Consider the following 23108-nt stretch of genomic DNA (forward strand, 5'->3'; position numbering starts at 1 on the left):
AAGGGGCGAGGGAGAATACCGGACTGTAGGTCGGGTAAGCATACCAAAGGGGCGAGGGAGAACACCGGACTGTAGGTCGGGTAAGCATAGAGAACACCGGACAGCAGGTCGGGCAAGCATACCAAAGGGGCGAGGGAGAACACCGGACCCTGGGTCGGGCAAGCATATCAAAGGGGCGAGGGAGAACACCGGACCCTGAGTCGGGCAAGCATATCAAAGGGGCGAGGGAGAACACCGGACCCTGGGTCGGGCAAGCGTAGCGCCGCCCGACGGGGTTTAACCGTTCACCATCGCCAGCGTAAATCCATCCCACCCCTTTATGCCCACCGTCTGCAACGCCGTCGCGGTCAGGCGCGGGTTATCCCCGATCATCTCGATAAACCGTCGCACGCCGTGTACGCGAGCATCGTCGCTCTGGCCGTTAATCACTTCCCCGTCACGCACCACGTTATCGCCGATGATAAGCGTCCCGGGGCGGGAGTAGTGCAGCGCCCACTCCAGATAGCCCGGGTTATTGGGTTTGTCGGCGTCAATAAAGATCAGATCAAAAGGCGGCGTGTCGCCGAAATGTTCAAGGGAGAGCAGCGCCGGGCCTTCGATTAGCTCGATGCGCTGATCCAGACCCGCCAGATGGATGTTCTGGCGCGCCACCTTAGCATGTACCGGATCGGCCTCAAGGGTGATCAGCTTTCCGTCCGGCGGCAGGGCGCGCGCCATCCAGATGCTGCTGTAGGCCCCCAGGGTGCCAATTTCCAGAATGCGCCGGGCCTGAGTCATACGCACAAAGAGCGCCAGCAGCTGGCCCTGATTGGCGGCGACATCGTGGGCCGGTAAACCGGCGCGCTGGTTATTTTCCAGCACCTGCTGGAGCACCTCATCCTGCGGAATAAGCTCGGAAATCATGTAATTATCTACGGCAGACCACTGTTGTTGCATAGATTGACCCCTTAGTGAGAGCGTTACCCGGCGGCGTTACGCTTGCGCGGGCCTACGAATGTTTTCTCCCTCTCCCTGTGAGAGAGGGCCGGGGTGAGGACATCAGGCCGCACATCGCCCGGCGTTTACGATGCCGACCATCCTCCGCCCAGCGCTTTATACAAATCGATCTGCGCCAGCAGCAGATTGTTTTTCGCCTGCACCACACTGGTCTGCACCGAGAACAGCGTGCGCTGGGCGTCCAGCACGTCCAGATAGGACGAATAACCGTTGTTATAGCGGTTCTGCGCGATACGCAGTGTCTCCTGCGCGACCTCCTGCTGGGCCGCTAACTCGGTCAACTGCTCGCCGTAACGGGTGATGGCGTCGAGACTGTCATTCACCTCTTTAAAGGCGTTACGCACGGTTTTTTCATAGCTGTAAAGCGCCTGGTTACGCTGCGACTGGCCGATATCCACCTGGGCGTTCAGCGCCTGGCGGTTCAGGAGCGGGGCGAGAATACTGCCGCCGATGCTCCACAGCTCCAGTGGGTTGTTCAGCAGGCCGGGCAGGGTGCGATCCTGGATCGATCCGGTCGCGGTCAGGTTGATCGACGGCAGCAGGCTGGCGCGGGAGGCCGCGAGCGAGGCATCGGCCGCAATCAACTGGCGTTCTGCCTGCACGATATCCGGGCGGCGATTCAGGAGCGAGGAAGGCAGCTGCGACGGCAGGCGCAGCGGTGTCAGGGTGTCGAAATCCGCATTGCGGGCAATCGCGCCCGGGTTACCCCCCAGCAGCAGGGTTAATGCATTCTCCTGGCGGGCAATCTGATTCTGCACCTGCGGGATCTGCGCCCGCGTCGAGCGCAGCTCTGAGTCGGACTGCATCAGCTCCAGGCGCGAACTGTAGCCGGTCTGATACTGCCGTTGCGCCAGTTTAAACGCCTCTTCCCGCGCCTTCAGCGTCGATTGCGTGACCCTGAGCTGCTCGTCCAGCGCCAGCAGGGTGACGTAACCTGAAGCCACCGAGGAGGCCACCGTCAGATCCGCGGCGGCGGCGGCGGCTTTTTGCGCTTCGAGTGTCGCCTCTGCGGCATCGGCGGTGCGGCGATTGACGCCCCAGAGATCCACATCATAGCTGGCCGTCAGGCTGCCTTTGTACAGCGCGCCGTAGACGGGTAAACCGGTGGCGGCAGACTGGGACCGGGTGCGACCGGCATTCAAACCGGCATCCAGGGTCGGAAACAGGCTGCCCTCGCTGGCATATACCCGCGCCTGATATTCGTTGATTCGCTCCCGGGCAATGAGCACATCGCTATTGTTGCGCAGGGCCTGGTCCACGTAGGCGTTAAGCTGGCTGTCATGAAAATTGCGCCACCACATCTGCTCTGCCGGGCTGGCGGGGCCGGTGCTGGCGCGCCACTGGGCGGGGATCTGGAGGGTGGGCTTCGCCGGCACGACATCCACCGACTGGCAGGCGCTCAGGGCGGCGGTCATCAGCAGGGCGGTGAGCGGGCGGCGTATCATTCTGCCTCCCGGGTATCAATAGTCACCTGTACCGACATCCCCGGGCGCAGCCGCGCCGCCTCTTCGGCGTTTCCGAGCACCTCGATGCGCACCGGAATACGCTGGGCGATCTTGACGAAGTTGCCCGTGGCGTTATCCGGGGTAATGGCGCTGAACTCCACCCCGGTGGCCGGGGAAATGCTCTGCACCCGGCCCTCATAGGCTTTGTCGTTCAGGGCGTCGACGGTGAATTTCACCGGCTGGCCGACGCGCAGGTTCGCCAGCTGGGTCTCTTTAATATTGGCGATCACCCAGTGCTGCGGGGGCACCAGGGTGGTGAGGTGGGTTCCGGCCGTCACATACGCGCCCAAGCGCACGGTGACCTGTCCAAGTTGTCCATCGCGCGGGGCGACGATGCGGGTGTTTTGCAGATCGATCTGCGCCAGTTCGAGAGCCGCCCTGGCATTTTCGACATCGGCCTCCAATGCGGCGCGATTGACGATAGCGGTTTGCAGATCCTGGCGCGACATCTCCAGCGTGGCTTTTGCCTGGTCGATATTGGCGCTGCCCTGGGCGGCGCTCGCCAGGGCGGCATCCCGCTCACGGATCGACAGCGAGCCGTCGGCGGTCAGATCCTTCACGCGCTTCAGGTCGGCCTGGGTTTTCTGGCTCTGCGCGCGGGCGTTTTTCAGCGCCGCCTCGTTACGCTGGATCACCGCTTCGGCGCTTTTACGTTGTTGCAGGTTGTTGTTGAGGGTGGCAATTTTCATCGCCAGCTGCGCCTCGGCCTGGTGCACCCGCTGGCGGTAGATACGATCGTCTATCTGCAACAGCAGGTCGCCTTTCTTCACCTGTTCAAAATCCTGCACCTTGACCTCGGTGATATAGCCGTTCACCTGCGGGCTGATAAAGGTGGTCTGGCCGCGCACGTAGGCGTTATCGGTGAACTGGACGTGGCGGGTAAAGGGCGGTAGCTGCCAGGCATAGAGGATCACCAGCACGCCAACGATGCCGATCGCGGCGGCGGCGAACACTGACACCACGCGCAGATTATTACGGGTATTGGCCTGCTCTTTAGCGGCATCCTGCTGACTCATAACTTCTCCAGAAACATCATTTATTTTTATCCATTACTGACTGCCCGTGGCCTTTTTCAGCGCCAGACGGGCAGTGATGCGCAGGCGCAGCAAGCGCCATAAAATCCAGACCAGCGTGGCGGTGGCAATGCCTGCCGTCAGAAGATAAGTATCGTTGTAAGCCAGGATATTTGCCTGCAGCGTGCTGGCGTTCTGCAGCTGGAGCGCTGACTGGACGCTCACCAGGGCGCTGTCGTTAATCTGGCTCTGGAACATCTGGCTGTAGATCTGCAACCGTTCATTCACCAGCGGATTGAGGCTGGTGAGCTGCTCGGCCAGCAGGCCGGAGTGATACTTCTCGCGCCACGTCTGAAAGGTGCCCAGAATGGCGGAACCCAGCAGGCCGCCGATGTTCTGGCTCATACCGAACAGCACCGAAAAGCTGACAAGGTTACGGGGATCGGCAATGACCCCGCCAATTCCCGCCAGCATCGCCGGGGCAAGGAAGAAGGCGCTGCCAAACCCGAGCAGGAACTGGCTCAGCATCAGCTGATCCGGGCGGGTGAGGCTGGTGGACTGGCTGTCGAGCAGTGAGGCGATAATCATTAGCACCAGCGAGGTGATAATCGGCCAGGCAAGTTTAGTGGGTTTGATGGTCAGGCAGCTCGCGGCAATGCCGCAGACGATCCCGGCAAAAATCGACCATGCCAGATGGGTCATCTGTTCGTTTTGCAGGCCAACGTACTGTAGCCAGCCGATCACCCCGGTATTCTGCTCCGCCAGCACGATGCGGATCAGCAGCATGATCAGCCCCAGGCGCAGGATGCTGCCGCTGGAGAGCCAGCGGGTGTTCAGCAGCGGGTTGCTGCGGTTATGCTCGAAGACAATCGCGGAGACAATCAGCACCAGCGAACCCGCCAGCGCCCAGCCGATCCACGGCGCTTCAAACCACCAGTCAACCCGCCCAAGTGACAGCACTGCGCACAGCAGGGCCATTCCCGGGGCCAGCAGAATAAAGGTGATGAAATCTTTCTTCTCGAACACTTTGCGCCGATCGCCGGGAGGCAGCTTAAGGGCAATGACGCAGCCCAACGAAATCAGCGCCAGTCCTAACTCAAAGAGGTACAGCCCGCGCCATTCGTCCAGCTGCAGCAGCTCGGTGGAGAACAGCCGCGCAATGGGGATCGCCAGCGACGAGCCGGTGATGCCGATAGTCAGCGCTTTCAGGCGGTGTTTCGCCGGCCAGGCCTGGATCTGATAGTAGATCCCCAGCGAACTGAGGGCCGCAGCCACCATGCCGTGGGCGGCGCGCACCATCAGGGCCGAGCTGAGATCGTTAACGAACAGGTGAAAGAAGGTCACCAGGACATACAGTACCAGGAAGCCTTCGGTGAAGGCGCGCAGGCCAAACTGCTGGCGAAACTTTACCAGCAGCAGGTTTATCGACACGTTGGTCATGACGTACACCGCGGGCAGCCAGGCGATTTCGGTGGACCAGGCTGCAAAGGTACCCTGTAAATTTTGCAGGTTGGCGGCGACCATCGCATTGCCCAGCGCCCCGGTCAGACACACCAGCAAACCCACCACCCCGTAGGCAATGCGTTTCGGGGTGCTGTGCACCGGCGTGGACGGGGAGCCTAACAGCATCGGCTTTTCGTGAGGCTGCCACTCGCGAGGAGCATAGGGGTCGCGTTGGGGCAGTCGCATAGCGGTTATTACCTATTGAATTAGTGAATAGTTAGAGGGCTAATGATTCTACGTCTGACGCAAAGTCTGTTTCAAGTGAATATGATAATAGCGGGTTAAGCAAATGTGAGGGATAAGTATGATAGCGGCCAGCGACGCTGGCCACCTGGGGATCACAGTTCGTTGGTTTGTGCGTTGATGGCCGGGGCGGCACGTTTTACCCGGCTGGCGAAGAAGATGGCAATCAGGGAGATGGTCACCGTCACCGCCAGATACCAGGCCACCGGTACCCAGTCGCCGTTATATTTTGCCAGCAGGCCGGTGGCAATCAGCGGCGCGGTGCCGCCCGCCAGTGCAGCACCCAGCTGATAGCCGAGAGTGATGCCGGTATAGCGCACATTGGCGGTGAAAATTTCTGAACAGAGCGTGCCGAGCACCGCGGTTACCGGTGCCCACAGCACGCCGAAAGCGATGACCGTCGCCAGTACGATCCCCCAGGTCGTGCCGGTGTTGAGCAGCATAAACCAGGGAACGATAAACAGGCCGAGGGTAAATACGCTGACGGCATACATGCGCTGACGACCAACCTTATCTGACAGCAGACCCATCAATGGGATCATGATGGTCGCCACCAGCGCCCCGAGGGTCACGGCCTCCAGCGCCTGCGATTTTTGATAGCTGAGCGTAGTGGTGGCATAGCTGACCACAAAGGTGGAAAAAATGTAGAACGGCGCGGTCTCAACCACTTTCAGCCCGGCGGCGATCAGAACTTCTCGCCAGTGGTATTTAAGGGTGTCGCGCAGCGGAGCTTTGGCCACCTTGCCGGAGGATTTGACCTTTTTAAACTCGGGCGTTTCGTCGATATCCTTGCGGATCCACAGGCCCAGCAGCACCAGCACCGAGCTTAACAGGAACGGAATACGCCAGCCCCACGAGAGAAAATCCTCTTCACTGAACATCGTCATCAGCGAGACGATAAAGGTCGCCATCAGCATGCCAATAGTCACCCCCGCCTGCGGGATGCTGCCGAAGAAGCCTTTGCGCTTCTCGGGGGCATACTCATAGGCCAGCAGCAGGGCACCGCCCCATTCGCCACCGATCCCCATCCCTTGAATAATACGCATCAGGATCAGCAGGGCGGGCGCCCAGAGGCCAATCTGCTCATAGGTCGGTAACAGCCCAATCATGACGGTTGCACCCCCCATCAGCGACAGGGTTAATACCAATGTTTTTTTGCGCCCGATCCGATCTCCGATGTGGGCGAAGATCACGCCCCCAATGGGTCGGATAAAGAAGGTCAACGAGAACGAGAGATAGGATAAAATCAGGCCGATGACCGGGTCGACCATCGGAAAGAAGATCTTGTTGAACACCAACGCGGCGGCCGTGCCGTAGAGAAAATAGTCAAACCATTCAATAGCACTGCCCGTCAGGCTGGCGACCAGCACCTTTTTGTTTTTGCGTAAAACTGCGGTACTGCTTTCGTGTTGTTGTGTCATACCCGTGATCCCGCTTAGTGGAGGATGAATCGGGTGACACCCGGCGCGCTTCGGGTGCAACCGATAAAGGAAAAGGTTGTCGAATTGTTAAGCAACTTAGGGAGGGCTGTTACGTTTGGCAAGCGAGAGGGGGCTAAAACTGGTCAGATCACGGTGAAATAAGCAGCAATCGATGCTTTTAATAGCAGGTATTCTGGCGCTTAATTTTTTTAATGTCGCAAGTCACAGCATATAATGCAGGTGCAACCGCCTGATTTTTAGACTTTTCTGGTTATTTCAGTTTAATGACTATCCTTATAAGGTAACTGCCGATTTCGCTTTCAGAGGGATCCTCTGTTAAGTCACGGCCCGCGCGTTACCCTTAACGTAATTGCTGGAAGGAGGTAACGATGAGTCTCACAATCTTCCCGTCTCTGCCGGATAAAACGCTGGCTGCGGTCAATACCGTCGGCGCCTGGCTCGCTGAAGATAACTTGCCCTATAATCCGCCCGCACTGCTGCCGGATTTGGTGGTGCTGGCCGGTAATGCGGTGATCCCCTCCATTGATGCGGCCTGCCGTCTGGCGTCTGAGCTTGGCATTCCTTTGCTGATCAGCGGCGGCATTGGCCATTCGACCACCTTCTTATACGCTGCCATTGCGCGTCATCCGCGTTACAACAGAATACGAACCACCGGCAAAGCCGAAGCCACCATCCTGGCGGAGATTGCCCGGGCGTTCTGGCAGATTCCACCGGAACACCTGCTGGTGGAAGATCAGTCCACTAACTGTGGTGAAAATGCCCGGTTCAGCGCCGCGGCCATCACCCATCATCAGCTGCGGGTGAAACGCGGGATTGTGGTACAGGATCCGACCATGCAGCGTCGCACGATGGCTACCTTTGCCCGGGTCTGGCGTGATAAGCCCGATGCCCCGGAGTGGACCAGCCATCCCGGCATTGTGCCGCACCTGCAAAACAGCGAGGACGGGCTGGTGTTCCGCGGCGGCGGCGAAGGATTGTGGCCCGTCGAGCGCTATCTGTCGTTGTTACTGGGCGAGCTTCCACGCCTGCGCGATGACATTAATGGCTATGGTCCGCTTGGGCGCGATTTTATCGTTCATGTCGATATTCCTGCTGAGGTGGAGACCGCCTGGCAGATCCTGCGTAACGATGTCATCCTCACCGAGGCGCTGGCCAGCCGCTCTCTGTTGTAATGCATTGCCCGTTTGCGATGACTTTCCCGCAAACGGGCAATCTTTGTTGTCAGGTTGTAATTATTTCCGCCTGCTGACCCGTTTCTTTTATGAGATATCTCACAAAAACAGCGCGATAGGCTGGGATTGCGGATCGGGAACTGTAGTTTTTAACAATAATTTTACTTGTTAAAAACAGTGCAATTACAGGAGCAGGTTATGACAGTACCCGTACAACATCCTATGTATATTGATGGACAGTTTGTTGCCTGGCAGGGTGAAGCCTGGATTGATGTGATCAACCCGGCCACCGAAGAGGTCATTTCCCGTATTCCCGACGGCAGTGCCGACGATGCCCGCAAGGCCATCGACGCCGCCGAGCGCGCTCAGGCCGGCTGGGAGGCACTGCCTGCCATCCAGCGCGCGGGTTGGCTGCGTAAAATTGCGGCGGGTATCCGCGAACGCGCCAGCGAAATCAGCGCCCTGATCGTGGCTGAAGGTGGCAAGATCCAGCAGCTCGCGGAGGTGGAAGTGGCTTTCACCGCTGATTATCTCGACTATATGGCCGAGTGGGCGCGCCGCTACGAAGGCGAAATTATCCAGAGCGATCGCCCGGGCGAAAACATTCTGCTGTTCAAACGCGCCCTCGGCGTGACCACCGGCATTCTGCCGTGGAACTTCCCGTTCTTCCTGATCGCCCGCAAGCTGGGTCCGGCGCTGCTGACCGGTAACACCATCGTCATTAAACCGAGCGAATTCACGCCGAACAACGCCATTGCTTTTGCCAAAATCGTTGACGAGATTGGTCTGCCGAAGGGGGTCTTCAACCTGGTGCTGGGGCGCGGCGAAACTGTAGGTCAGGAGCTGGCGGGCAACCCAAAAGTGGCACTGGTCAGCATGACCGGCAGCGTGGGGGCGGGGGAGAAGATCATGGCCGCCGCCGCGAAGAACATTACCAAAGTGTGCCTGGAGCTGGGCGGTAAAGCCCCGGCCATCGTCATGGACGATGCGGATCTGGAGCTGGCGGTGAAAGCGATTGTTGACTCCCGCGTGATTAACACCGGGCAGGTCTGTAACTGCGCCGAGCGTGTGTATGTGCAGAAGGGCATTTACGACCGCTTTGTGAACCGTCTGGGCGAAGCGATGAAAGCGGTGCAGTTTGGCAATCCTGCCGAGCGCAATGATATTGCCATGGGGCCGCTGATCAACGCTGCGGCACTGGAGCGCGTGGAGCAGAAAGTGGCACTTGCCGTGCAGCAAGGGGCAAAAGTGGTCCTCGGTGGTAAAGCGGTGGAGGGGAAAGGGTATTTCTATCCGCCAACGCTGCTGCTGGATGTCCGCCAGGATATGACCATTATGCACGAAGAGACCTTCGGGCCGGTTCTGCCGGTGGTTGTTTTCGAGACGCTGGAAGAGGCATTGAAAATGGCCAACGACAGTGACTACGGTTTAACCTCTTCTCTCTACACGCAGGATCTGAACGTGGCGATGAAAGCCATTAAAGGGCTGAAGTTCGGCGAAACCTACATTAACCGCGAGAACTTTGAAGCGATGCAGGGCTTCCATGCGGGCTGGCGTAAATCCGGGATCGGTGGGGCGGACGGCAAACACGGTCTGCATGAGTATCTGCAAACGCAGGTGGTCTATTTGCAGTCATAAGATAAAAAAACCGGGCCAGTTATTGGCCCGGTATAATCACAGCATGACGATTAGAGGTAAACCAGCGTCATGGTTGCCTGACCTTCGAAAGGCGTGTCGTCGGTGATAGCCAGAGTGCTCGTACCCTGAATAACCAGGTTGGTCACGAAATTAAAGGTAGCGTTGGTGATTGCAATAGGTTCTATAGTCCCTGTGGTTGCAAATGAAGTGGTAGTAAACGTATCGCTACGAGGAGTGCTGCTTTTTATCCAAGTACTGGCAGACCAGTCTTTGTTTTGAACAATAGGGTCTACAGTATTGCCATTGGCGGTGACATCCGCCATCCACATACTGTAGTTACCGATATTTACACCGCCCGCGGTTTTGCCCACGCCATAGGTATAATAGGCGTCTGTCACGTTAGTGGTAGTATTAACATCTACAGGTAAACGTGCATTGCTGTCAGCATGGTTATCGGTAATGGTGAAACCGACTTTGGTTGCAGCAGTACAGGAGATATTTACCGGCAGCTGGTTTTGGCCGAGAACATTGTTTTTATCTGCAGATAAGGTGCCGAGATGAATAGTACCGTAATTAATAACGCCACCCTTATCCATTTCAACTGAGCAGGCAGAGTTAGTTAATAAGCCTTTTACTTTCAGTTCCGCAGTTTCACCGGCAAAAGCAGAAGTGGTGCAGAGCGCGATAGCCGTAGCCAGAATGACTTTTTTCATCCTTGAACCTTTTTTTAAGTGGATTGTGAAGTTCGAGCAGAGGGATCCACATGACCGGGACCTTACTCACCGGCTCAATATAATACGTATTTTGGCTTCGCGGTATATTTACAAAAAAAGAATGGATATTGTAGGAGAAATTATGATTCCGCTGGCATCTAAATTAGGCCTTGGCTATTTATATCATGAATAATTATAAGCTCGCAGGTGTATTTGCCGTCATAATAAAATCGCACCGGGCGAGAAAGGGTCCGGTGCGTTATAGAGCATGACGGTTAGAGGTAAACCAGCGTCATGGTTGCCTGACCGTCGAGAGGCGTGTCGTCAGTGATCGCCAGGGTTTTCGTATCGCGGATGACCAGATTGGTCACGAAATTAAAGGTCGCGGTAGTGATTGCAATAGGGGTTTTTGTTCCTGTGTCTGCAAATGACGTGGTAGCAAACGTATCGCTGCGAGGAACGGAGCCTTTTATCCAGTGGCCGTCAGTCCAGTCTTTGTTTTGAATAATAGGGTCTACAGTATTGCCATTGGCGGTGACATCCGTCATCCACATACTGTAGTTACCGATATTTACCTGGCCCGCGGTTTTGCCCACGCCATAGGTATAATATTTATCTGTCACGTTAGGGGTGGTCTTAACATCTACAGGTAACTGTGCATTGCTGTCGCTACGGTTATCGGTAATGGTGAAACCGACTTTGGTCGCAGCAGTACAGGTAATACTTACCGGGATCTGTTTTTGACCGATAGTATTGTTTGCATCAGCGGATAAACTACCGAGACGAATATTGCCGTAATCAATCACACCACCCTGACCCAATTCAGCCGAGCAGGATGAGTTAGTTAATGTACCTTGTACCTTCAGTACAGCCGTTTCACCCGCAAAAGCAGATGTGGTGCAGAGCGCGATAGCCGTAGCCAGAATAACTTTTTTCATTTTTTAATCCTTCCGTGATTTATTTAATTGCATTAAGCGGCAAAGCGAATTCCGTTAATGGGAGTGTTTGCCGGGTTGGATGCATAATAGTTATTTTTCTGGCTGAGATATAATTATAAAAAATGAATGGTTCATTTAGAATAATTATAGATATCGCTGGATATAAAGATTAAATGAATATTTTTACTCAAAAAAGGGTTTGTATTTTTATAGGCCGGGTAAAGCGTCGCCGCTACCCGGCAATACACCGGTAAAACAGGCTTACACCTTCGTCGCAATCCAGTTCATCATCAATTCCGGCCAGACGGCCACCGGTAATCCCTGGGCATCGCGAATACCAAAGCCGTGCTTTCCTCGCTCGAACAGGTGCATCTCAACGGGCACCCCCAGGCGGCGCAGGGCGCTGAACATCGCCAGGCTGTTCTCGACTTTTACCGCCGGATCGTCTGCGGCATGCAGCAGGAAGGTCGGCGGGGCGTCACGGGTGACGCGTTCCTCCAGCGAATAGCGACGGATCTCCTCTTCTGACGGCTTATCCCCCATCAGCTCATGGCGCGAGCCAGCGTGGTGGTGCTCGTCACGCATGGTGATCACCGGATAGACCAGCGCCATAAAGGCCGGACGGGCAGGGAGCGCGTCAATAGCGTCCAGCGGGGCATAGACCGCTTCATCATGTCGGGTGCCGAGGCTTGCCGCCACGTGTCCGCCCGCGGAGAAGCCCAGCACCCCAATGCGGGCCGGATCCAGCTTCCACTCTGTGGCACTGGCGCGGATCATGCGCATTGCGCGCTGAACATCAGCCAGCGGCGCGTCAGCTCCCTCTTCATGACCATCCCCCGGCATGCGGTAGGTCATCACAAACAGGGTATAGCCACGGGCATTAAAGAAAGAGGCCAGCGCGCTGCCCTCTTTATCCAGCACCACGCGGCGATAGGAGCCGCCAGGCGTGACCAGAATGCCGACCCCATTCGGTCGGCTGGGGGCATAAACGGTAATCGCGGGTGCGCGAACACCGGTGACGGCGCGATCGTAGTCAGAGGTGCCGGTATGGCGGGGTTCAGGGGTGAAAACGGCATCGCTGGTGCGTGCGCCCGGGGCTTCATTATCGGGCCAGAGGGTAAAGGTGGCCGAACGGCCGACGGCGTGCGCCATATTTTGTTCGAGTGTGTCGCGGCTGAGTGCTTCCATGATAACGCTCCCTCTCTGGAAAGCGTTTGTTATACCAGCGTTAACGAAATTAAAACCAGCAACGCCTCACAGGTTGCGGACAGCAGGGCTGTCCGCGGTGTGATTACAGGGCGGCGAACTTATCTAAAGTACGCACCAGCTGAGTGACAAAACCGTACTCGTTATCGTACCAGGCCACGGTTTTCACCAGTTGGACGTCGCCCGCGTCGGTGACTTCTGTCTGGGTGGCATCAAAGACGGAACCAAAGTGCGAGCCGATGATATCCGACGAGACAATCTCTTCATCGGTATAGCCAAATGACTCGTTGCCCTCGGTGGCCTTTTTCAGCGCCTGATGGATCTCATCCACGCTCACTTTCTTCTCCAGAATCGAGACCAGCTCGGTCACGGAGCCGGTTTTGACCGGCACACGCTGGGCATGGCCCTTCAGCTTGCCGCTCAGTTCGGGGATCACCAGCCCGATAGCCTTGGCTGCGCCGGTGGTGTGCGGGATGATGTTTTCCGCTGCGGCGCGTGAGGCGCGCAGATCTTTGCCGCGCGGGCCATCTACCAGCGCCTGGGTGCCGGTATAGGCGTGGATGGTGGTCATGGTGCCCGCCCGGATGCCAAAGGCATCGTGCAGTACCTTCGCCAGCGGCGCCAGGCAGTTAGTGGTGCAGGAGGCCACGGAAATAATGGTGTCACTGGCTTCGATGGTGTCGTCATTGACGTTAAAGACGATGGTTTTCATCTCGCCAGCAGGGGCGGAGATGAGCACTTTTTTCGCCCCGGCGTCCAGATGCGCCTGCGACTTCTCCTGAGAGGTGTAGAACCCGGTGCACTCCACCACCAGATCCACCCCGGCGGCTTTCCACGGGATCTGTTTTGCCTCTTTTTCGGCGTAGACCGAAATGGATTTCCCGTCGACGATCAGCGAATCTTCCGTAAAGTCCACGCTCCAGGGGAAGGGGCCATAGTTGGAGTCATGTTTTAACAGGTAGGCCAGCACTTTCGGTGACGTTAAATCGTTAATTGCCACCACGCTGTTACTGTCCTGGGTTTCCAGCAACCGACGAAGCACCAGTCGGCCAATACGACCAAATCCGTTAATGCCAATCTTACTCATGATGTTCTCCTGTGTGGTATACGGGACGTTAAACTCATCCAGGATTAGACCATGCAGCCCAGCGAGGCAATTGAAGATGGCTCATCTGCACGGAAGTTTTTGAAAAGTCGGGAACAAAATTTAATGAATTTTTAACTGAAGCTGGTTATTTTACCTTTTTATTCGTCTTCTATTCAGGAAAGACTATGCGCAATAAATACACCGGCCTGCAAATTACCATTCACTGGCTGGTTTTTCTGCTGGTGATCGTGGCCTACTGTGCCATGGAGTTTCGCGGCTTTTTCCCCCGCAGCGACCGCCCGCTGATCAACATGATCCATGTCTCCTGCGGTATTTCTATTCTGGTGTTGATGGTGGCGCGTCTGCTGGTGCGCCTTAAGTATCCTGCGCCGCCCATCGTGCCTAAGCCAAAACCGATGTATATCGGGTTATCCCATTTAGGTCACCTTGCTATCTATCTGCTGTTTATTGCCCTGCCGCTGATTGGTCTGGTGATGATGTATAACCGGGGCAGCACCTGGTTTGCCTTTGGCCTGGGGATGCCGCACGCCGCCGAGTCGAATTTTGACCTGGTGGATACGCTGAAAGCCTGGCACGTCACCCTGGCGAACCTCGGTTACTTTATCATCGGTATTCATGCTTTTGCCGCGCTGCTTCATCACTACTTCTGGAAGGACAACACGCTGTTGCGCATGATGCCGAAAAAGCGTTAAGGGCTGCCTGTGTCCCCTCAACGGCGTAAGGTGCTGTTAGCCACCGGCCTTGGCCATTTTGTCGAATGGTTCGATTTTGGGCTTTACGGTACGCTGGCAACCATCATCGGGATGCATTTTTTTCATACTGACAACCCGGCCTCGGCGCTGCTCGCATCCTTCGCGGTCTTTGCCGCCGGGTTTATGATACGCCCGCTCGGCGGGCTGTGGTTTGGCTCTCTCGGCGACAGGATCGGCCGACGCAAGGTGCTCTCCACCGTGATCCTGTGGACCTCCGGCGCGACTTTTATTATCGGGCTACTGCCCACCTATTCGCAGGTCGGGCTTCTCGCCACCGTTATGCTGGTGCTGGTGCGGATGATCCAGGGATTTGCCGCCGGGGGCGAAAGCCCTGGCGCCACCACCTTTCTGGCCGAATATGCCCCGGCCGCGCGCCGGGGCTACTTCACCTGCTGGATAGACAGCTTCGGCTTTATGGCGTTTGTCGCCGGGTCGGGTCTGGTACTGCTGTTGACCGCATGGCTGGGAGAGACGGCCATGAACGACTGGGGCTGGCGCATTCCGTTTCTGCTGGCCGGTCCGCTGGGCTGGATTGGCCTCTATCTGCGAAACCATCTTCAGGACTCCCCCGAATTTCAGGCACTGCTGAACAGCCGTCAAACGGAAGCTGCGCCACTGCGCCGGGCCGTCATCACCGGCAGGCGGGCGCTGGGCTTCTGCATCGGGTTTGTGGTGATCAAGGCGGTGATGCACTGGATGCTGCAAGCCTTCATTCCAGCCTACCTGGTGACGACGCTGCACTATCCGGCGTTGGATGCCTATACCATTACCACCCTCGGGCTGCTGTTCGTCGCCGTGCTGGTGCCTTTTATGGGCTATCTGTCGGACCGTATTGGCCGTAAGCCACTCATGCTGGCAGGCTGTCTCGGGTTGATCCTTTTCGCCTGGCCAGCCATGAAGCTACTGACAAGCGGGGAGGTATTCTCTGCGATGCTGGGGCTGGGGCTGCTGGGGTTATGCATTGCCGCCTTTGACGGGGCCAGCAACGCGGCGATGGCGGAGCTGTTTCCCACCCGCATCCGCTTTGGCGGCGTGGCGATTGCCTATAACCTTGCGGTAGCGTTCTTTGGCGGCGTGACGCCCTGGTCGCTGGCCTGGCTACTGACCGTCACCGGCAATCCACTTTCCCCGGCGCTGTACGTAATGATGGCGGCGCTGGTGACCCTCCTGACGGTGCTGCGGGCCAGAGAGACCGCAGGGCAGCGGCTGCGGACATAAAAAAGCCCGGCGGGGAAGGCCGGGCGAACAACAAACCACAACACATTTTACATCACTTAACCGCTGCTTACTTCAGGTCGCGACGCGCCATGGCATTGACCAGGTACGACTGACGCTGACTGAGCCTCACCTCACTGCTGGTGTCATTATTTCTGCTGAGCTGGAGTGCCGGGCCGCTATCCGGTGAACGGGTACGCTCTGCATCCGCCGGAATAATCCAGCCAACATCATCACTGGTGCGATGATTATTACGTGCGTTACGCACTCTTCTTCTCAAATGCAGCATATAACCTCCGTATAATTCATCGAACTACCCCGTTAATGATGCGGTATTTTTACCGCCCTCGCTGTCTCAACTTTATTGTCTGACAAAAGAAGCCAGACAGAGAATATATTATGAAAATTACTCCGCCGGTTTGCGACCGCCGCCCCGGCTATTTTGTCCGCCTTTTTTTCCGGCTTCAGAGGCACGTTGCGGGTCATTTTTAAAATTCCCGCCGCTGCTCTGTCCACCTTTGCGGCCCGCCTGGGATGCACGTTCCCGGTCTTCTGCGAAATTGCCGGAACCGCCTCGATGTTTAGTCATAACATGTCTCCAGTGTTTCGTTAAAAATATTCATTGAGAGGAAATTAACCTCTTCAAATATGTGCATAAATAAATGTAGACAGAACGGCAAAAAGTTCAATAAGCCATTTGGCGACTTTCTGTCTCCTGTCTGATTTAATTTTAGGCATTTGCGGTGGTTAAGGAGAATATATCCGCGCTAATAAATAAGTTAGCAAAAGTTACATGCGGTTCGAGTAAATTTAGCGGCAATTTTTACTGTGATGAAGATCGATAAAAATAACCCTTTTGCGCAAGATTAAGACAACTCTTAATAAGCCCGCCCGCCGGGAACCCGCCTAACGGCTCTGCTCCAGTTCTATCGCCGCTCTGACCTGCGATAACGCCTGGCGTAATGTTTCCATCGTCACTGACCCGAGGGCAATGCGGATCGCCTGCGGCACCGTACCGGAGGTCGAGAACGGCTCGGCGGTCGAAACGGAGATGTGGTTATCCATCAGCGCTTTCACCACCCGATCGGCTCTGGCGTCGTCCACCAGCGGCAGCCACGCAAAGTACGAGTCGGGATGGGTGATGCAGGGTAGATCCCCCAGCACAGCTTTCAGGATGGCCTGCCGTTGCCGGGCGTCGCGTCTTTTCAGCGTTTCAAACCGGGCCACGGTGCCGTCCTGGATCCAGTGACACACCATGGCGGTCATGACCGACGGGGTATTCCAGGTGGTGGCCCGGATAGCCCGCTCCAGCGCCGGGCGCAGATCGGGTGGGCAGATCACTGCACCGACCCGCAGACCGGTTGCGACATTTTTGGAAAAGCCGGTGACATATACCGTTCGTTCCGGGGCGAAGCTGGCGACGGGCGGCGGAGGGCGGCGGATCAGCCAGCCGTAAGCTGTGTCTTCGATGATCAGCAGATCGTGCTGGCGGGCAATGTCCGCCAGCGTCCTGCGCTGCTCGCGGCTCAGCACCCAGCCCAACGGGTTATGCAGGGTCGGCATGGTGTACACCGCCCGCACGTGGCGTCTCTGGCAGAGCTGGCGTAACGCCGCCAGATCCGGGCCATTTTCCGTGCAGGGAATGGCGAGCAGCTCCAGATGATATAGCGCCGCCAGCGCCTTAAAGCCCGGGTAGGTGAGGGCGTCTACTGCCACCACGTCGCCGGGCCGGAGCAGACCCATCACCGTTATGGTCAGGCCATGCTGGGCACCGTTTACGATCAGCACGTTGTCCCCGGTGGGTTGAAAATGCGCCCCCGCGAGGTGCGCGGCGATAATCTCCCGCTCGGTCTGCCTGCCGGCATGGGGCTGATAGCGCAGGTGCGATTCGATATCGCCCCCGGAGGCGACCTGCCTGAGCGCCTCCCGCAGCAGCTCCCCCTGGCCCGGCAGGGCGGGATAGTTGAAGTTCAGATCCAGTACATCGGTGGCGACCGCATGCTGATCGATCCCCTGGCCCGACGGCAACAGGATCTCCCTGACGAAGGTTCCGCGTCCTGTTTCGCCGCTGACCAACCCCATCTTCTCCAGTTCGGCATAGACCCGCGTCGCGGTGGCAAGAGAGATATGTTCCCGGGCGGCGAGCGTACGGTGGGTGGGCAGACGCGTGCCTGCCGGGATCTGTGCGGAGCGAATCAACCCGGCGTAGCGATCCACGATCCCTTTGTAGCGCGCTTTCATCAAATGTATCCATGACAATAATTTGATTGTATTGAATGGGCGAGATTACCATCCGCTCAACAGAGGCTCAAGATGGGAACGGTAATGGGTGTTGTGACAGATAAAACCTCGCTTTCAGGCTGGCTCAATGGCCTGCTGGGGGTCGTGATTTTCAGCGGTTCTTTGCCCGCTACGCGCCTTGCGGTGCAGGATTTTGATCCCTTTTTCCTGACCTTTGTCCGGGCTTCCCTGGCCGGGGTGCTGGCGCTCATCCTGATCCTCGGGTTACGAGAAAAACGCCCGCCAGCGGCCCGGATCGTGCCGCTGATGATGGTCTCGCTGGGCGTGGTGATCGGCTTTCCGCTCTTCACCGCCCTGGCATTGCAGCATGTCACCGCTGCCCACTCCATTGTGTTTCTCGGATTACTGCCGCTGATGACCGCCATTTTCGCGGTGCTGCGCGGCAAGGAACGTCCTGCCCGGGCTTTTTGGTTCTTCTCGATCATGGGCAGCCTGCTGGTGGCGGGGTTCGCTTTTTCGCAAGATGCCTCTTTTTCCCTGACGGGCGATCTGCTGATGCTCGCGGCGGTGATCGTCTGCGGCCTGGGCTATGCCGAAGGGGCCGCGCTTACCCGCGAGTCAGGCGGCTGGCAGGTGATCAGTTGGGCGCTGATCCTTGCGCTGCCTTTTATGGTGGTGGCCTCCGTGCTGATGATGCCTGTATCCTTCAGCGGCATTGGTTTTCCGGCCTGGGCCGCGCTCGGCTATGTGTCGCTCTTCAGCATGCTGATCGGGTTTATCTTCTGGTACAAAGGGCTGGCGCGGGGCGGGATCGCCGCCGTCGGGCAGCTGCAACTGCTGCAGCCGTTTCTGGGGCTGGGACTGTCCGCCACGTTGCTGCATGAGCGGGTCAGCCCACTTATGTTGTTTATCACTTTGGGTGTCATTCTGTGTGTTATTGCTTCGCGGAAATATGCCCGCTGAATGTTAAAAGGGAACCAAAATGTTTAACGGTCTGAGTGCATTTCCCCTGACGCCCCTGGTGCAGGGTGAACCCGATGAGAAAGCCTTTGGTGCGTTGATTGAGACGCTGGTGGCGGCAGGCGTGAATTCTGTCGGGGCGCTGGGTTCCACGGGGAGCTATGCCTATCTCACCCGGGAGCAGCGTTTTGCCGTCACAAAGCTGGCGGTGAGTGCCGCCGCGGGTGTGCCAGTGATGACCAGTATCGGCAGCGTCAACGCTGAGATGATCCTGCGGCTGGCTGAAGATGCGCAGAGCGCCGGGGTGAAGGGGCTTCTGCTGGCGCCGCTTTCCTATCAAAAACTGACGGCGGATGAAGTTTTTCGCCTGTACGAGCGCGTCGCAGGAGAAATCTCTGTCCCGCTCTGTATCTACGATAACCCGGCGACCAGCGGATTTGAATTCACCGATGAACTGCTGGTGGCGTTGTCGTTTCTGCGCAACATGGGTTCTATCAAACTTGGCGATCTGCCGGCCGATCTGGCTGGGGCGTCAGCCCGTGTGGCGAAGCTGAAAAGCCAGGTTGCGAAGGGCGTTACGATTGGCATCAGTGGGGATGCGCAGTCTGCGATGGGGTTGCTGGCGGGGTGTGACGTCTGGTACTCCGTGCTCGGTGGGCTGTTCCCGTACGACGCCCTGCGCCTTACACTGGCGGCCCTGCGGGGAGACGTTGACGAAACCCGGCAGCTCAACAGCGCGCTGGAGCCGCTATGGGTCTTCTTCCGTCGTCACGGCAGCCTGCGAACCATCGCGACGGTGGCGGAGCTGACGGGAAGGGTCGTCGCGCCTTGCCTGCCTTTCCCGTTACAAACGCTGACAGGGGACGAGCGCGATGCTCTGCAGGCGACGCTGGCGCAACTGCCTTTACGGGCTGAGGGTTAATCACGTCTGGACGGGCTGTTCAGTTCCTCCTCATACCAGCCTCTCCCTTGAGGGTCAGGGCGTTGTTCACGCAACGCCCTGAAATATTTACAAAATAAATATTCTTAACCACATTAATCACTTATAAGCGAAGCGGTTACGCAATAAACAGTCGCCGTCGCCCCGTGACTTGCCTGCGCTCCTCGCTAATACTACTGTATATAAAAACAGTATTCGAGGAACGAATCATGGTGTTTTACCAACTTGCAGCGCTGCGCGAGGTGATCGCGCTACCCCTTTTTGGCGAGGTCGTGCAGTGCGGCTTCCCCAGCCCGGCCCAGGACTACGTGGAACAACGTATCGACCTGAACAAATTGCTGATCCAGCACCCCAGCTCAACGTATTTCGTGAAAGCGGCCGGGGATTCGATGATTGATGCCGGGATTGGCGACGGCGATCTGCTGATCGTTGACAGCGCCAGAACGGCGCAACACGGAGATATTGTGATTGCGGCGGTGGAGGGCGAATTTACGGTAAAGCGCCTTCAGCTCAGACCCCGGGTGCAGCTTAATCCGATGAACAGCGCCTATTCGCCCATCCTCGTGAACAGCGAAGATTCACTCGATATCTTTGGCGTGGTGACCTATATCGTCAAATCGGCGGATTAACCGGCATACACCGGCGCTCGCTGACCGCAGATGGCTAATACTGGAGCCCTCATCCACCGATGCCCGGATGAGGGCAGGCAAGCCATTGCAATGGCCAATCCAGCAGGTTTAACGGTTATCCGACATACTGATCATGTTCCCGGCCATGTTATTGCAGGAGACCATCATCAGCGGCTTCCTCTCTGTGGCGGTAATGCTGGCAACATTACTGCTCTTAAGCTTTCACGAACCTGCGCATGCCGCGGACAAGATCGCTGTGGCCGCCGCTTTTTTGCAAAGTTCCACCCCCTCCGATCCCCTTGCGAACGCCCTGCAACGTTTTGCCCGGATCGCGTCTTATCAGGTGATGGTGCGTTCCGTCTCTTCGCAGGATGAAACCAAAGTCATTCGCTATAGCTACCGTAAACCGGGTTATGTACGGATGGATTTTTCCACGCCCCATGCCGGGGCTGTGCTCATCTATAACCCTTCGAATGGCAAAGTAACGCTGTGGCCCTTCGGCGCGGGGACATTTCCGGTGCTGAAACTGTCGCCCACGGATTCACTGATAACGGATGAAAATGGTCACCGGGTGGATCAATCCGACATTGGCGTGTTGCTGAATAACATTCGTCGTCTGCAACAGGGGGGCGCAACCCGGCTTCCGGGTGAAGAGATGATCGCCGGGAAACCGGCGGTGCATCTGTCGGTGGTTGGCGCAGAAGGCAAGACCGTCGATGCGGTGCATCGCTATGAGGTTTGGTTCGATAAGCAATCCGGCTTGCCCACTAAAGTGGTTAGCTACGGGCTGGATGGCAAATTACTGGAAACCGTGATGATGGAGGCCATGTCTGTCAACGTGCGTTTCCCGCCTGATTTTTTCGCACCCTGACGGAGACGAGCGCTATGGCTGACTATCAATTTTCCACCGTCTGGCGGGTTGAAGCGTCTGTCCAGGAAGTCTGGGAGATCCTCTCTCATCCTGATTTGTGGCCCGAATGGTGGGGAAGCCTGGTGCAGATTATCGAGTTAAGAAAAGGGGATGGGCGGGGGATTGGCGCCCTGCATCGTTATACCTGGAAGGGCGCACTCCCGTATCACATCACCTTTGATATTCATGTGTTAACAATTCAGCCTTTATGCCTGCTGGAAGGAGAAGCCAGCGGCGAGGTGGAAGGGCGGGGCGTGTGGTCTTTGTCTGCTCATGGTCGGGAGACGCTCGTCCGGTATGACTGGGATATCCGCACCAATACCCGCTGGATGAACCTCCTTGCGCCGCTGGCAGGCCCCGTTTTTCGCTGGAACCACCACAGGGTGATGCGCGACGGCGCAAAAGGGTTAGCCCGGCGATTAGGCAGGCGTGTCGAGGTGTATGTAGGGTAAAGCCCTGGGGCGATGGCTTTCAAAATCAACCCTGGCGGCTGTGCGGTAAAGACGGTCAGTGACGGCAAACTGTCGGGCGCTCGCCTTTGGCGCAATGTTGCGGTCAGGTGGCTGCCCGGCGCATGTTCCCAGCGGCCCCTTGATTTCTCTCTGAATTCATTGATACTGTATATATATACAGTTAAATGGATTTGATACTATGCCGTTCATCCCCATGCGCTTCACCGCGCCTGCTAAAGGGCGTAAATAACCATGTTTGCGCTTGTAGACGTGAATAGTTTTTATGCTTCCTGCGAAACTGTGTTTCGCCCGGACCTGAAGGGGCGCCCGGTAGTGGTGCTGTCGAATAACGATGGCTGTGTCATTGCCCGCAGCGCCGAAGCGAAAGGGCTGGTGACCATGGGGGCACCTTATTTCAAGCAGAAAGATATTTTTCGCCGCCACGGTATTGTGACCTTCAGCAGTAACTACGAACTCTACGCCGATATGAGTCACCGGGTAATGACCACCCTGGAGGAGCTAACCCCGCGGGTCGAGATCTACTCTATTGATGAGGCCTTTTGCGATCTCACCGGGGTCAGCAATTGTCTTAACCTTGAAGCTTTTGGCCGTGAAATCCGCCAGACGCTGCTGCAACGTACGCACCTGACCGTCGGGGTCGGCATTGCCCCTACTAAAACCCTCGCCAAATTAGCGAATTTCGCGGCAAAAAAATGGCAGCGGCAGACCGGCGGCGTGCTCGATTTATCCAGCGTCGAGCGGCAGCGTAAACTGATGGCAGCACTGCCTGTGGAAGAGGTGTGGGGCGTTGGGCGGCGGATAAGTAAAAAGCTCAATGCCATGGGAATTAACACCGTGCTGGATCTGGCAGATACCCACATTGCCGTTATCCGCAAACATTTCAGCGTGGTGCTGGAGCGCACCGTCCGGGAGCTGCGCGGCGAATCCTGCCTCGGGTTTGAAGAGTTTCCCGCGCACAAGCAGGAGATAATTTGCTCCCGCTCGTTCGGTGAGCGGGTCAGTGACTACGAGGCGATGCGCCAGGCCATCTGCAGCTATGCCGCCCGCGCGGCGGAGAAAATGCGCGCCGAGCACCAGTATTGTCGATTTATCTCCGTCTTTGTGAAGACCTCGCCCTTCGCGCTGAACGAGCCTTACTATGGCAATAGCGCTTCCGTTAAATTGCTGACGCCCACCGAAGACAGCCGGGATATTATTAACGCGGCGACACGCTGTCTGGACGCCATCTGGAGAGAAGGGCTACGTTATCAAAAAGCCGGGGTGATGCTGGGGGATTTTTTTAGCTCCGGCGTCGCGCAGCTCAATTTGTTTGATGAAAACCCTCCCCGGCGTAACAGCGCAGAATTAATGGCCGTCATCGACGACCTTAATAAAAAAGGGCGCGGAACGCTCTGGTTTGCGGGGCAGGGCATTGCACAGCAATGGCAAATGAAAAGAGAGATGCTATCGCCGCGCTATACAACGCGCTTTTCTGATTTACTGCGGGTAAGATAAATCTTTATCCCGAAAAT

General features: G+C 57.0%; 22 protein-coding genes. 10 read left to right on the forward strand and 12 right to left on the reverse strand.

Features of this window, described 5'->3' with window-relative positions; all coding sequences use genetic code 11:
• Positions 1–276: 276 nt before the first annotated feature.
• The 5 genes from ABIE02_RS18025 to ABIE02_RS18045 form a co-directional block, all read right to left on the reverse strand.
• Positions 277–936, reverse strand: coding sequence for an O-methyltransferase (locus ABIE02_RS18025; RefSeq protein WP_032611007.1), 660 nt, complete (start codon positions 934–936; stop codon positions 277–279).
• Positions 937–1061: 125 nt separating this feature from the next.
• Positions 1062–2441 carry an efflux transporter outer membrane subunit gene (locus tag ABIE02_RS18030; RefSeq protein ID WP_336994552.1) on the reverse strand — a complete coding sequence of 460 codons (1380 nt, stop codon included), beginning with the start codon at positions 2439–2441 and terminating at the stop codon, positions 1062–1064.
• Complete coding sequence (locus ABIE02_RS18035) at positions 2438–3517, reverse strand: HlyD family secretion protein (protein WP_059307790.1); 1080 nt, start codon at positions 3515–3517, stop codon at positions 2438–2440. The genes ABIE02_RS18030 and ABIE02_RS18035 overlap by 4 nt, the downstream gene beginning before the upstream one ends.
• 33 nt (positions 3518–3550) lie before the next feature.
• Positions 3551–5203, reverse strand: a complete 1653-nt coding sequence (locus ABIE02_RS18040; protein ID WP_163603798.1) for an MFS transporter — start codon at positions 5201–5203, stop codon at positions 3551–3553.
• A 152-nt stretch (positions 5204–5355) separates the two neighbouring features.
• Complete coding sequence (locus ABIE02_RS18045; RefSeq protein ID WP_032611002.1) at positions 5356–6681, reverse strand: MFS transporter; 1326 nt, start codon at positions 6679–6681, stop codon at positions 5356–5358.
• Positions 6682–7070: 389 nt separating this feature from the next.
• Between ABIE02_RS18045 and ABIE02_RS18050 the strand changes: the two genes are divergently transcribed.
• The gene (locus tag ABIE02_RS18050) at positions 7071–7874 is read left to right on the forward strand and encodes a YdcF family protein (protein ID WP_144882799.1); all 804 of its coding nucleotides are present in this window, start codon (positions 7071–7073) and stop codon (positions 7872–7874) included.
• Positions 7875–8072: 198 nt separating this feature from the next.
• Positions 8073–9512: an aldehyde dehydrogenase gene (aldA, locus tag ABIE02_RS18055; RefSeq protein ID WP_429211399.1), complete on the forward strand. Its 1440-nt coding sequence runs from the start codon at positions 8073–8075 to the stop codon at positions 9510–9512.
• Between the two features lie 50 nt (positions 9513–9562).
• On the opposite strand, the gene ABIE02_RS18060 is transcribed toward aldA, so the two are convergent.
• The 4 genes from ABIE02_RS18060 to gap form a co-directional block, all read right to left on the reverse strand.
• Positions 9563–10225: a DUF1120 domain-containing protein gene (locus tag ABIE02_RS18060; protein ID WP_032610997.1), complete on the reverse strand. Its 663-nt coding sequence runs from the start codon at positions 10223–10225 to the stop codon at positions 9563–9565.
• A 275-nt stretch (positions 10226–10500) separates the two neighbouring features.
• Positions 10501–11163, reverse strand: a complete 663-nt coding sequence (locus tag ABIE02_RS18065; protein ID WP_032610996.1) for a DUF1120 domain-containing protein — start codon at positions 11161–11163, stop codon at positions 10501–10503.
• A 261-nt stretch (positions 11164–11424) separates the two neighbouring features.
• Complete coding sequence (locus ABIE02_RS18070) at positions 11425–12351, reverse strand: alpha/beta hydrolase (protein ID WP_336994554.1); 927 nt, start codon at positions 12349–12351, stop codon at positions 11425–11427.
• A 103-nt stretch (positions 12352–12454) separates the two neighbouring features.
• Entirely contained in the window at positions 12455–13456 is a 1002-nt protein-coding gene (gene gap, locus ABIE02_RS18075) for a type I glyceraldehyde-3-phosphate dehydrogenase (RefSeq protein WP_103792257.1), read from the reverse strand.
• 185 nt (positions 13457–13641) lie between these two features.
• Here gap and cybB point away from each other — a divergent pair, with 185 nt between their 5' ends.
• Positions 13642–14169 (forward strand): cytochrome b561, encoded by a 528-nt coding sequence (gene cybB / locus ABIE02_RS18080; RefSeq protein WP_077227261.1) that lies wholly within the window; start codon positions 13642–13644, stop codon positions 14167–14169.
• 9 nt (positions 14170–14178) lie between these two features.
• Positions 14179–15447, forward strand: coding sequence for an MFS transporter (locus ABIE02_RS18085; RefSeq protein WP_419720603.1), 1269 nt, complete (start codon positions 14179–14181; stop codon positions 15445–15447).
• Positions 15448–15514: 67 nt separating this feature from the next.
• Here the strand turns inward: ABIE02_RS18085 and ABIE02_RS18090 are convergent, their stop codons facing one another.
• The 3 genes from ABIE02_RS18090 to ABIE02_RS18100 all read right to left on the reverse strand — a co-directional run bounded on the left by ABIE02_RS18090 (position 15515) and on the right by ABIE02_RS18100 (position 17685).
• Positions 15515–15733 (reverse strand): hypothetical protein, encoded by a 219-nt coding sequence (locus ABIE02_RS18090; protein WP_127472164.1) that lies wholly within the window; start codon positions 15731–15733, stop codon positions 15515–15517.
• A gap of 117 nt (positions 15734–15850) precedes the next feature.
• Positions 15851–16033 (reverse strand): general stress protein, encoded by a 183-nt coding sequence (locus tag ABIE02_RS18095; protein ID WP_032610990.1) that lies wholly within the window; start codon positions 16031–16033, stop codon positions 15851–15853.
• A gap of 317 nt (positions 16034–16350) precedes the next feature.
• Positions 16351–17685 carry a PLP-dependent aminotransferase family protein gene (locus tag ABIE02_RS18100; RefSeq protein ID WP_059307801.1) on the reverse strand — a complete coding sequence of 445 codons (1335 nt, stop codon included), beginning with the start codon at positions 17683–17685 and terminating at the stop codon, positions 16351–16353.
• 84 nt (positions 17686–17769) lie between these two features.
• Here ABIE02_RS18100 and ABIE02_RS18105 point away from each other — a divergent pair, with 84 nt between their 5' ends.
• From ABIE02_RS18105 to ABIE02_RS18130, 6 genes are all read left to right on the forward strand, one after another.
• Entirely contained in the window at positions 17770–18648 is an 879-nt protein-coding gene (locus ABIE02_RS18105) for a DMT family transporter (RefSeq protein ID WP_224750704.1), read from the forward strand.
• Positions 18649–18667: 19 nt separating this feature from the next.
• Positions 18668–19567 carry a dihydrodipicolinate synthase family protein gene (locus tag ABIE02_RS18110; RefSeq protein WP_150871250.1) on the forward strand — a complete coding sequence of 300 codons (900 nt, stop codon included), beginning with the start codon at positions 18668–18670 and terminating at the stop codon, positions 19565–19567.
• Between the two features lie 227 nt (positions 19568–19794).
• On the forward strand, positions 19795–20214 hold the full coding sequence (locus ABIE02_RS18115; protein ID WP_032610985.1) for a translesion error-prone DNA polymerase V autoproteolytic subunit: 420 nt from the start codon (positions 19795–19797) through the stop codon (positions 20212–20214).
• Positions 20215–20347: 133 nt separating this feature from the next.
• A complete protein-coding gene (locus ABIE02_RS18120) occupies positions 20348–21085 on the forward strand; it encodes a sigma-E factor regulatory protein RseB domain-containing protein (RefSeq protein WP_270735440.1) in 738 nt (245 codons plus the stop codon).
• 14 nt (positions 21086–21099) lie between these two features.
• Positions 21100–21576, forward strand: coding sequence for an SRPBCC family protein (locus ABIE02_RS18125; RefSeq protein WP_144838094.1), 477 nt, complete (start codon positions 21100–21102; stop codon positions 21574–21576).
• 252 nt (positions 21577–21828) lie between these two features.
• Positions 21829–23091, forward strand: a complete 1263-nt coding sequence (locus ABIE02_RS18130) for a Y-family DNA polymerase (protein WP_230430712.1) — start codon at positions 21829–21831, stop codon at positions 23089–23091.
• The last annotated feature ends 17 nt before the right edge of the window (positions 23092–23108 follow it).

Source organism: Leclercia sp. 1548 (assembly GCF_050435045.1).
GTDB lineage: Bacteria > Pseudomonadota > Gammaproteobacteria > Enterobacterales > Enterobacteriaceae > Enterobacter > Enterobacter adecarboxylatus.

Coding starts and splice junctions, on each gene's coding strand:
- ABIE02_RS18025 (WP_032611007.1), bottom strand. CDS start 936: ATGCAACAACAGTGGTCTGCCGTAGATAATTACATGATTTCCGAGCTT.
- ABIE02_RS18030 (WP_336994552.1), bottom strand. CDS start 2,441: ATGATACGCCGCCCGCTCACCGCCCTGCTGATGACCGCCGCCCTGAGC.
- ABIE02_RS18035 (WP_059307790.1), bottom strand. CDS start 3,517: ATGAGTCAGCAGGATGCCGCTAAAGAGCAGGCCAATACCCGTAATAAT.
- ABIE02_RS18040 (WP_163603798.1), bottom strand. CDS start 5,203: ATGCGACTGCCCCAACGCGACCCCTATGCTCCTCGCGAGTGGCAGCCT.
- ABIE02_RS18045 (WP_032611002.1), bottom strand. CDS start 6,681: ATGACACAACAACACGAAAGCAGTACCGCAGTTTTACGCAAAAACAAA.
- ABIE02_RS18050 (WP_144882799.1), top strand. CDS start 7,071: ATGAGTCTCACAATCTTCCCGTCTCTGCCGGATAAAACGCTGGCTGCG.
- aldA (WP_429211399.1), top strand. CDS start 8,073: ATGACAGTACCCGTACAACATCCTATGTATATTGATGGACAGTTTGTT.
- ABIE02_RS18060 (WP_032610997.1), bottom strand. CDS start 10,225: ATGAAAAAAGTCATTCTGGCTACGGCTATCGCGCTCTGCACCACTTCT.
- ABIE02_RS18065 (WP_032610996.1), bottom strand. CDS start 11,163: ATGAAAAAAGTTATTCTGGCTACGGCTATCGCGCTCTGCACCACATCT.
- ABIE02_RS18070 (WP_336994554.1), bottom strand. CDS start 12,351: ATGGAAGCACTCAGCCGCGACACACTCGAACAAAATATGGCGCACGCC.
- gap (WP_103792257.1), bottom strand. CDS start 13,456: ATGAGTAAGATTGGCATTAACGGATTTGGTCGTATTGGCCGACTGGTG.
- cybB (WP_077227261.1), top strand. CDS start 13,642: ATGCGCAATAAATACACCGGCCTGCAAATTACCATTCACTGGCTGGTT.
- ABIE02_RS18090 (WP_127472164.1), bottom strand. CDS start 15,733: ATGCTGCATTTGAGAAGAAGAGTGCGTAACGCACGTAATAATCATCGC.
- ABIE02_RS18095 (WP_032610990.1), bottom strand. CDS start 16,033: ATGACTAAACATCGAGGCGGTTCCGGCAATTTCGCAGAAGACCGGGAA.
- ABIE02_RS18100 (WP_059307801.1), bottom strand. CDS start 17,685: ATGAAAGCGCGCTACAAAGGGATCGTGGATCGCTACGCCGGGTTGATT.
- ABIE02_RS18105 (WP_224750704.1), top strand. CDS start 17,770: ATGGGTGTTGTGACAGATAAAACCTCGCTTTCAGGCTGGCTCAATGGC.
- ABIE02_RS18110 (WP_150871250.1), top strand. CDS start 18,668: ATGTTTAACGGTCTGAGTGCATTTCCCCTGACGCCCCTGGTGCAGGGT.
- ABIE02_RS18115 (WP_032610985.1), top strand. CDS start 19,795: ATGGTGTTTTACCAACTTGCAGCGCTGCGCGAGGTGATCGCGCTACCC.
- ABIE02_RS18120 (WP_270735440.1), top strand. CDS start 20,348: ATGTTCCCGGCCATGTTATTGCAGGAGACCATCATCAGCGGCTTCCTC.
- ABIE02_RS18125 (WP_144838094.1), top strand. CDS start 21,100: ATGGCTGACTATCAATTTTCCACCGTCTGGCGGGTTGAAGCGTCTGTC.
- ABIE02_RS18130 (WP_230430712.1), top strand. CDS start 21,829: ATGTTTGCGCTTGTAGACGTGAATAGTTTTTATGCTTCCTGCGAAACT.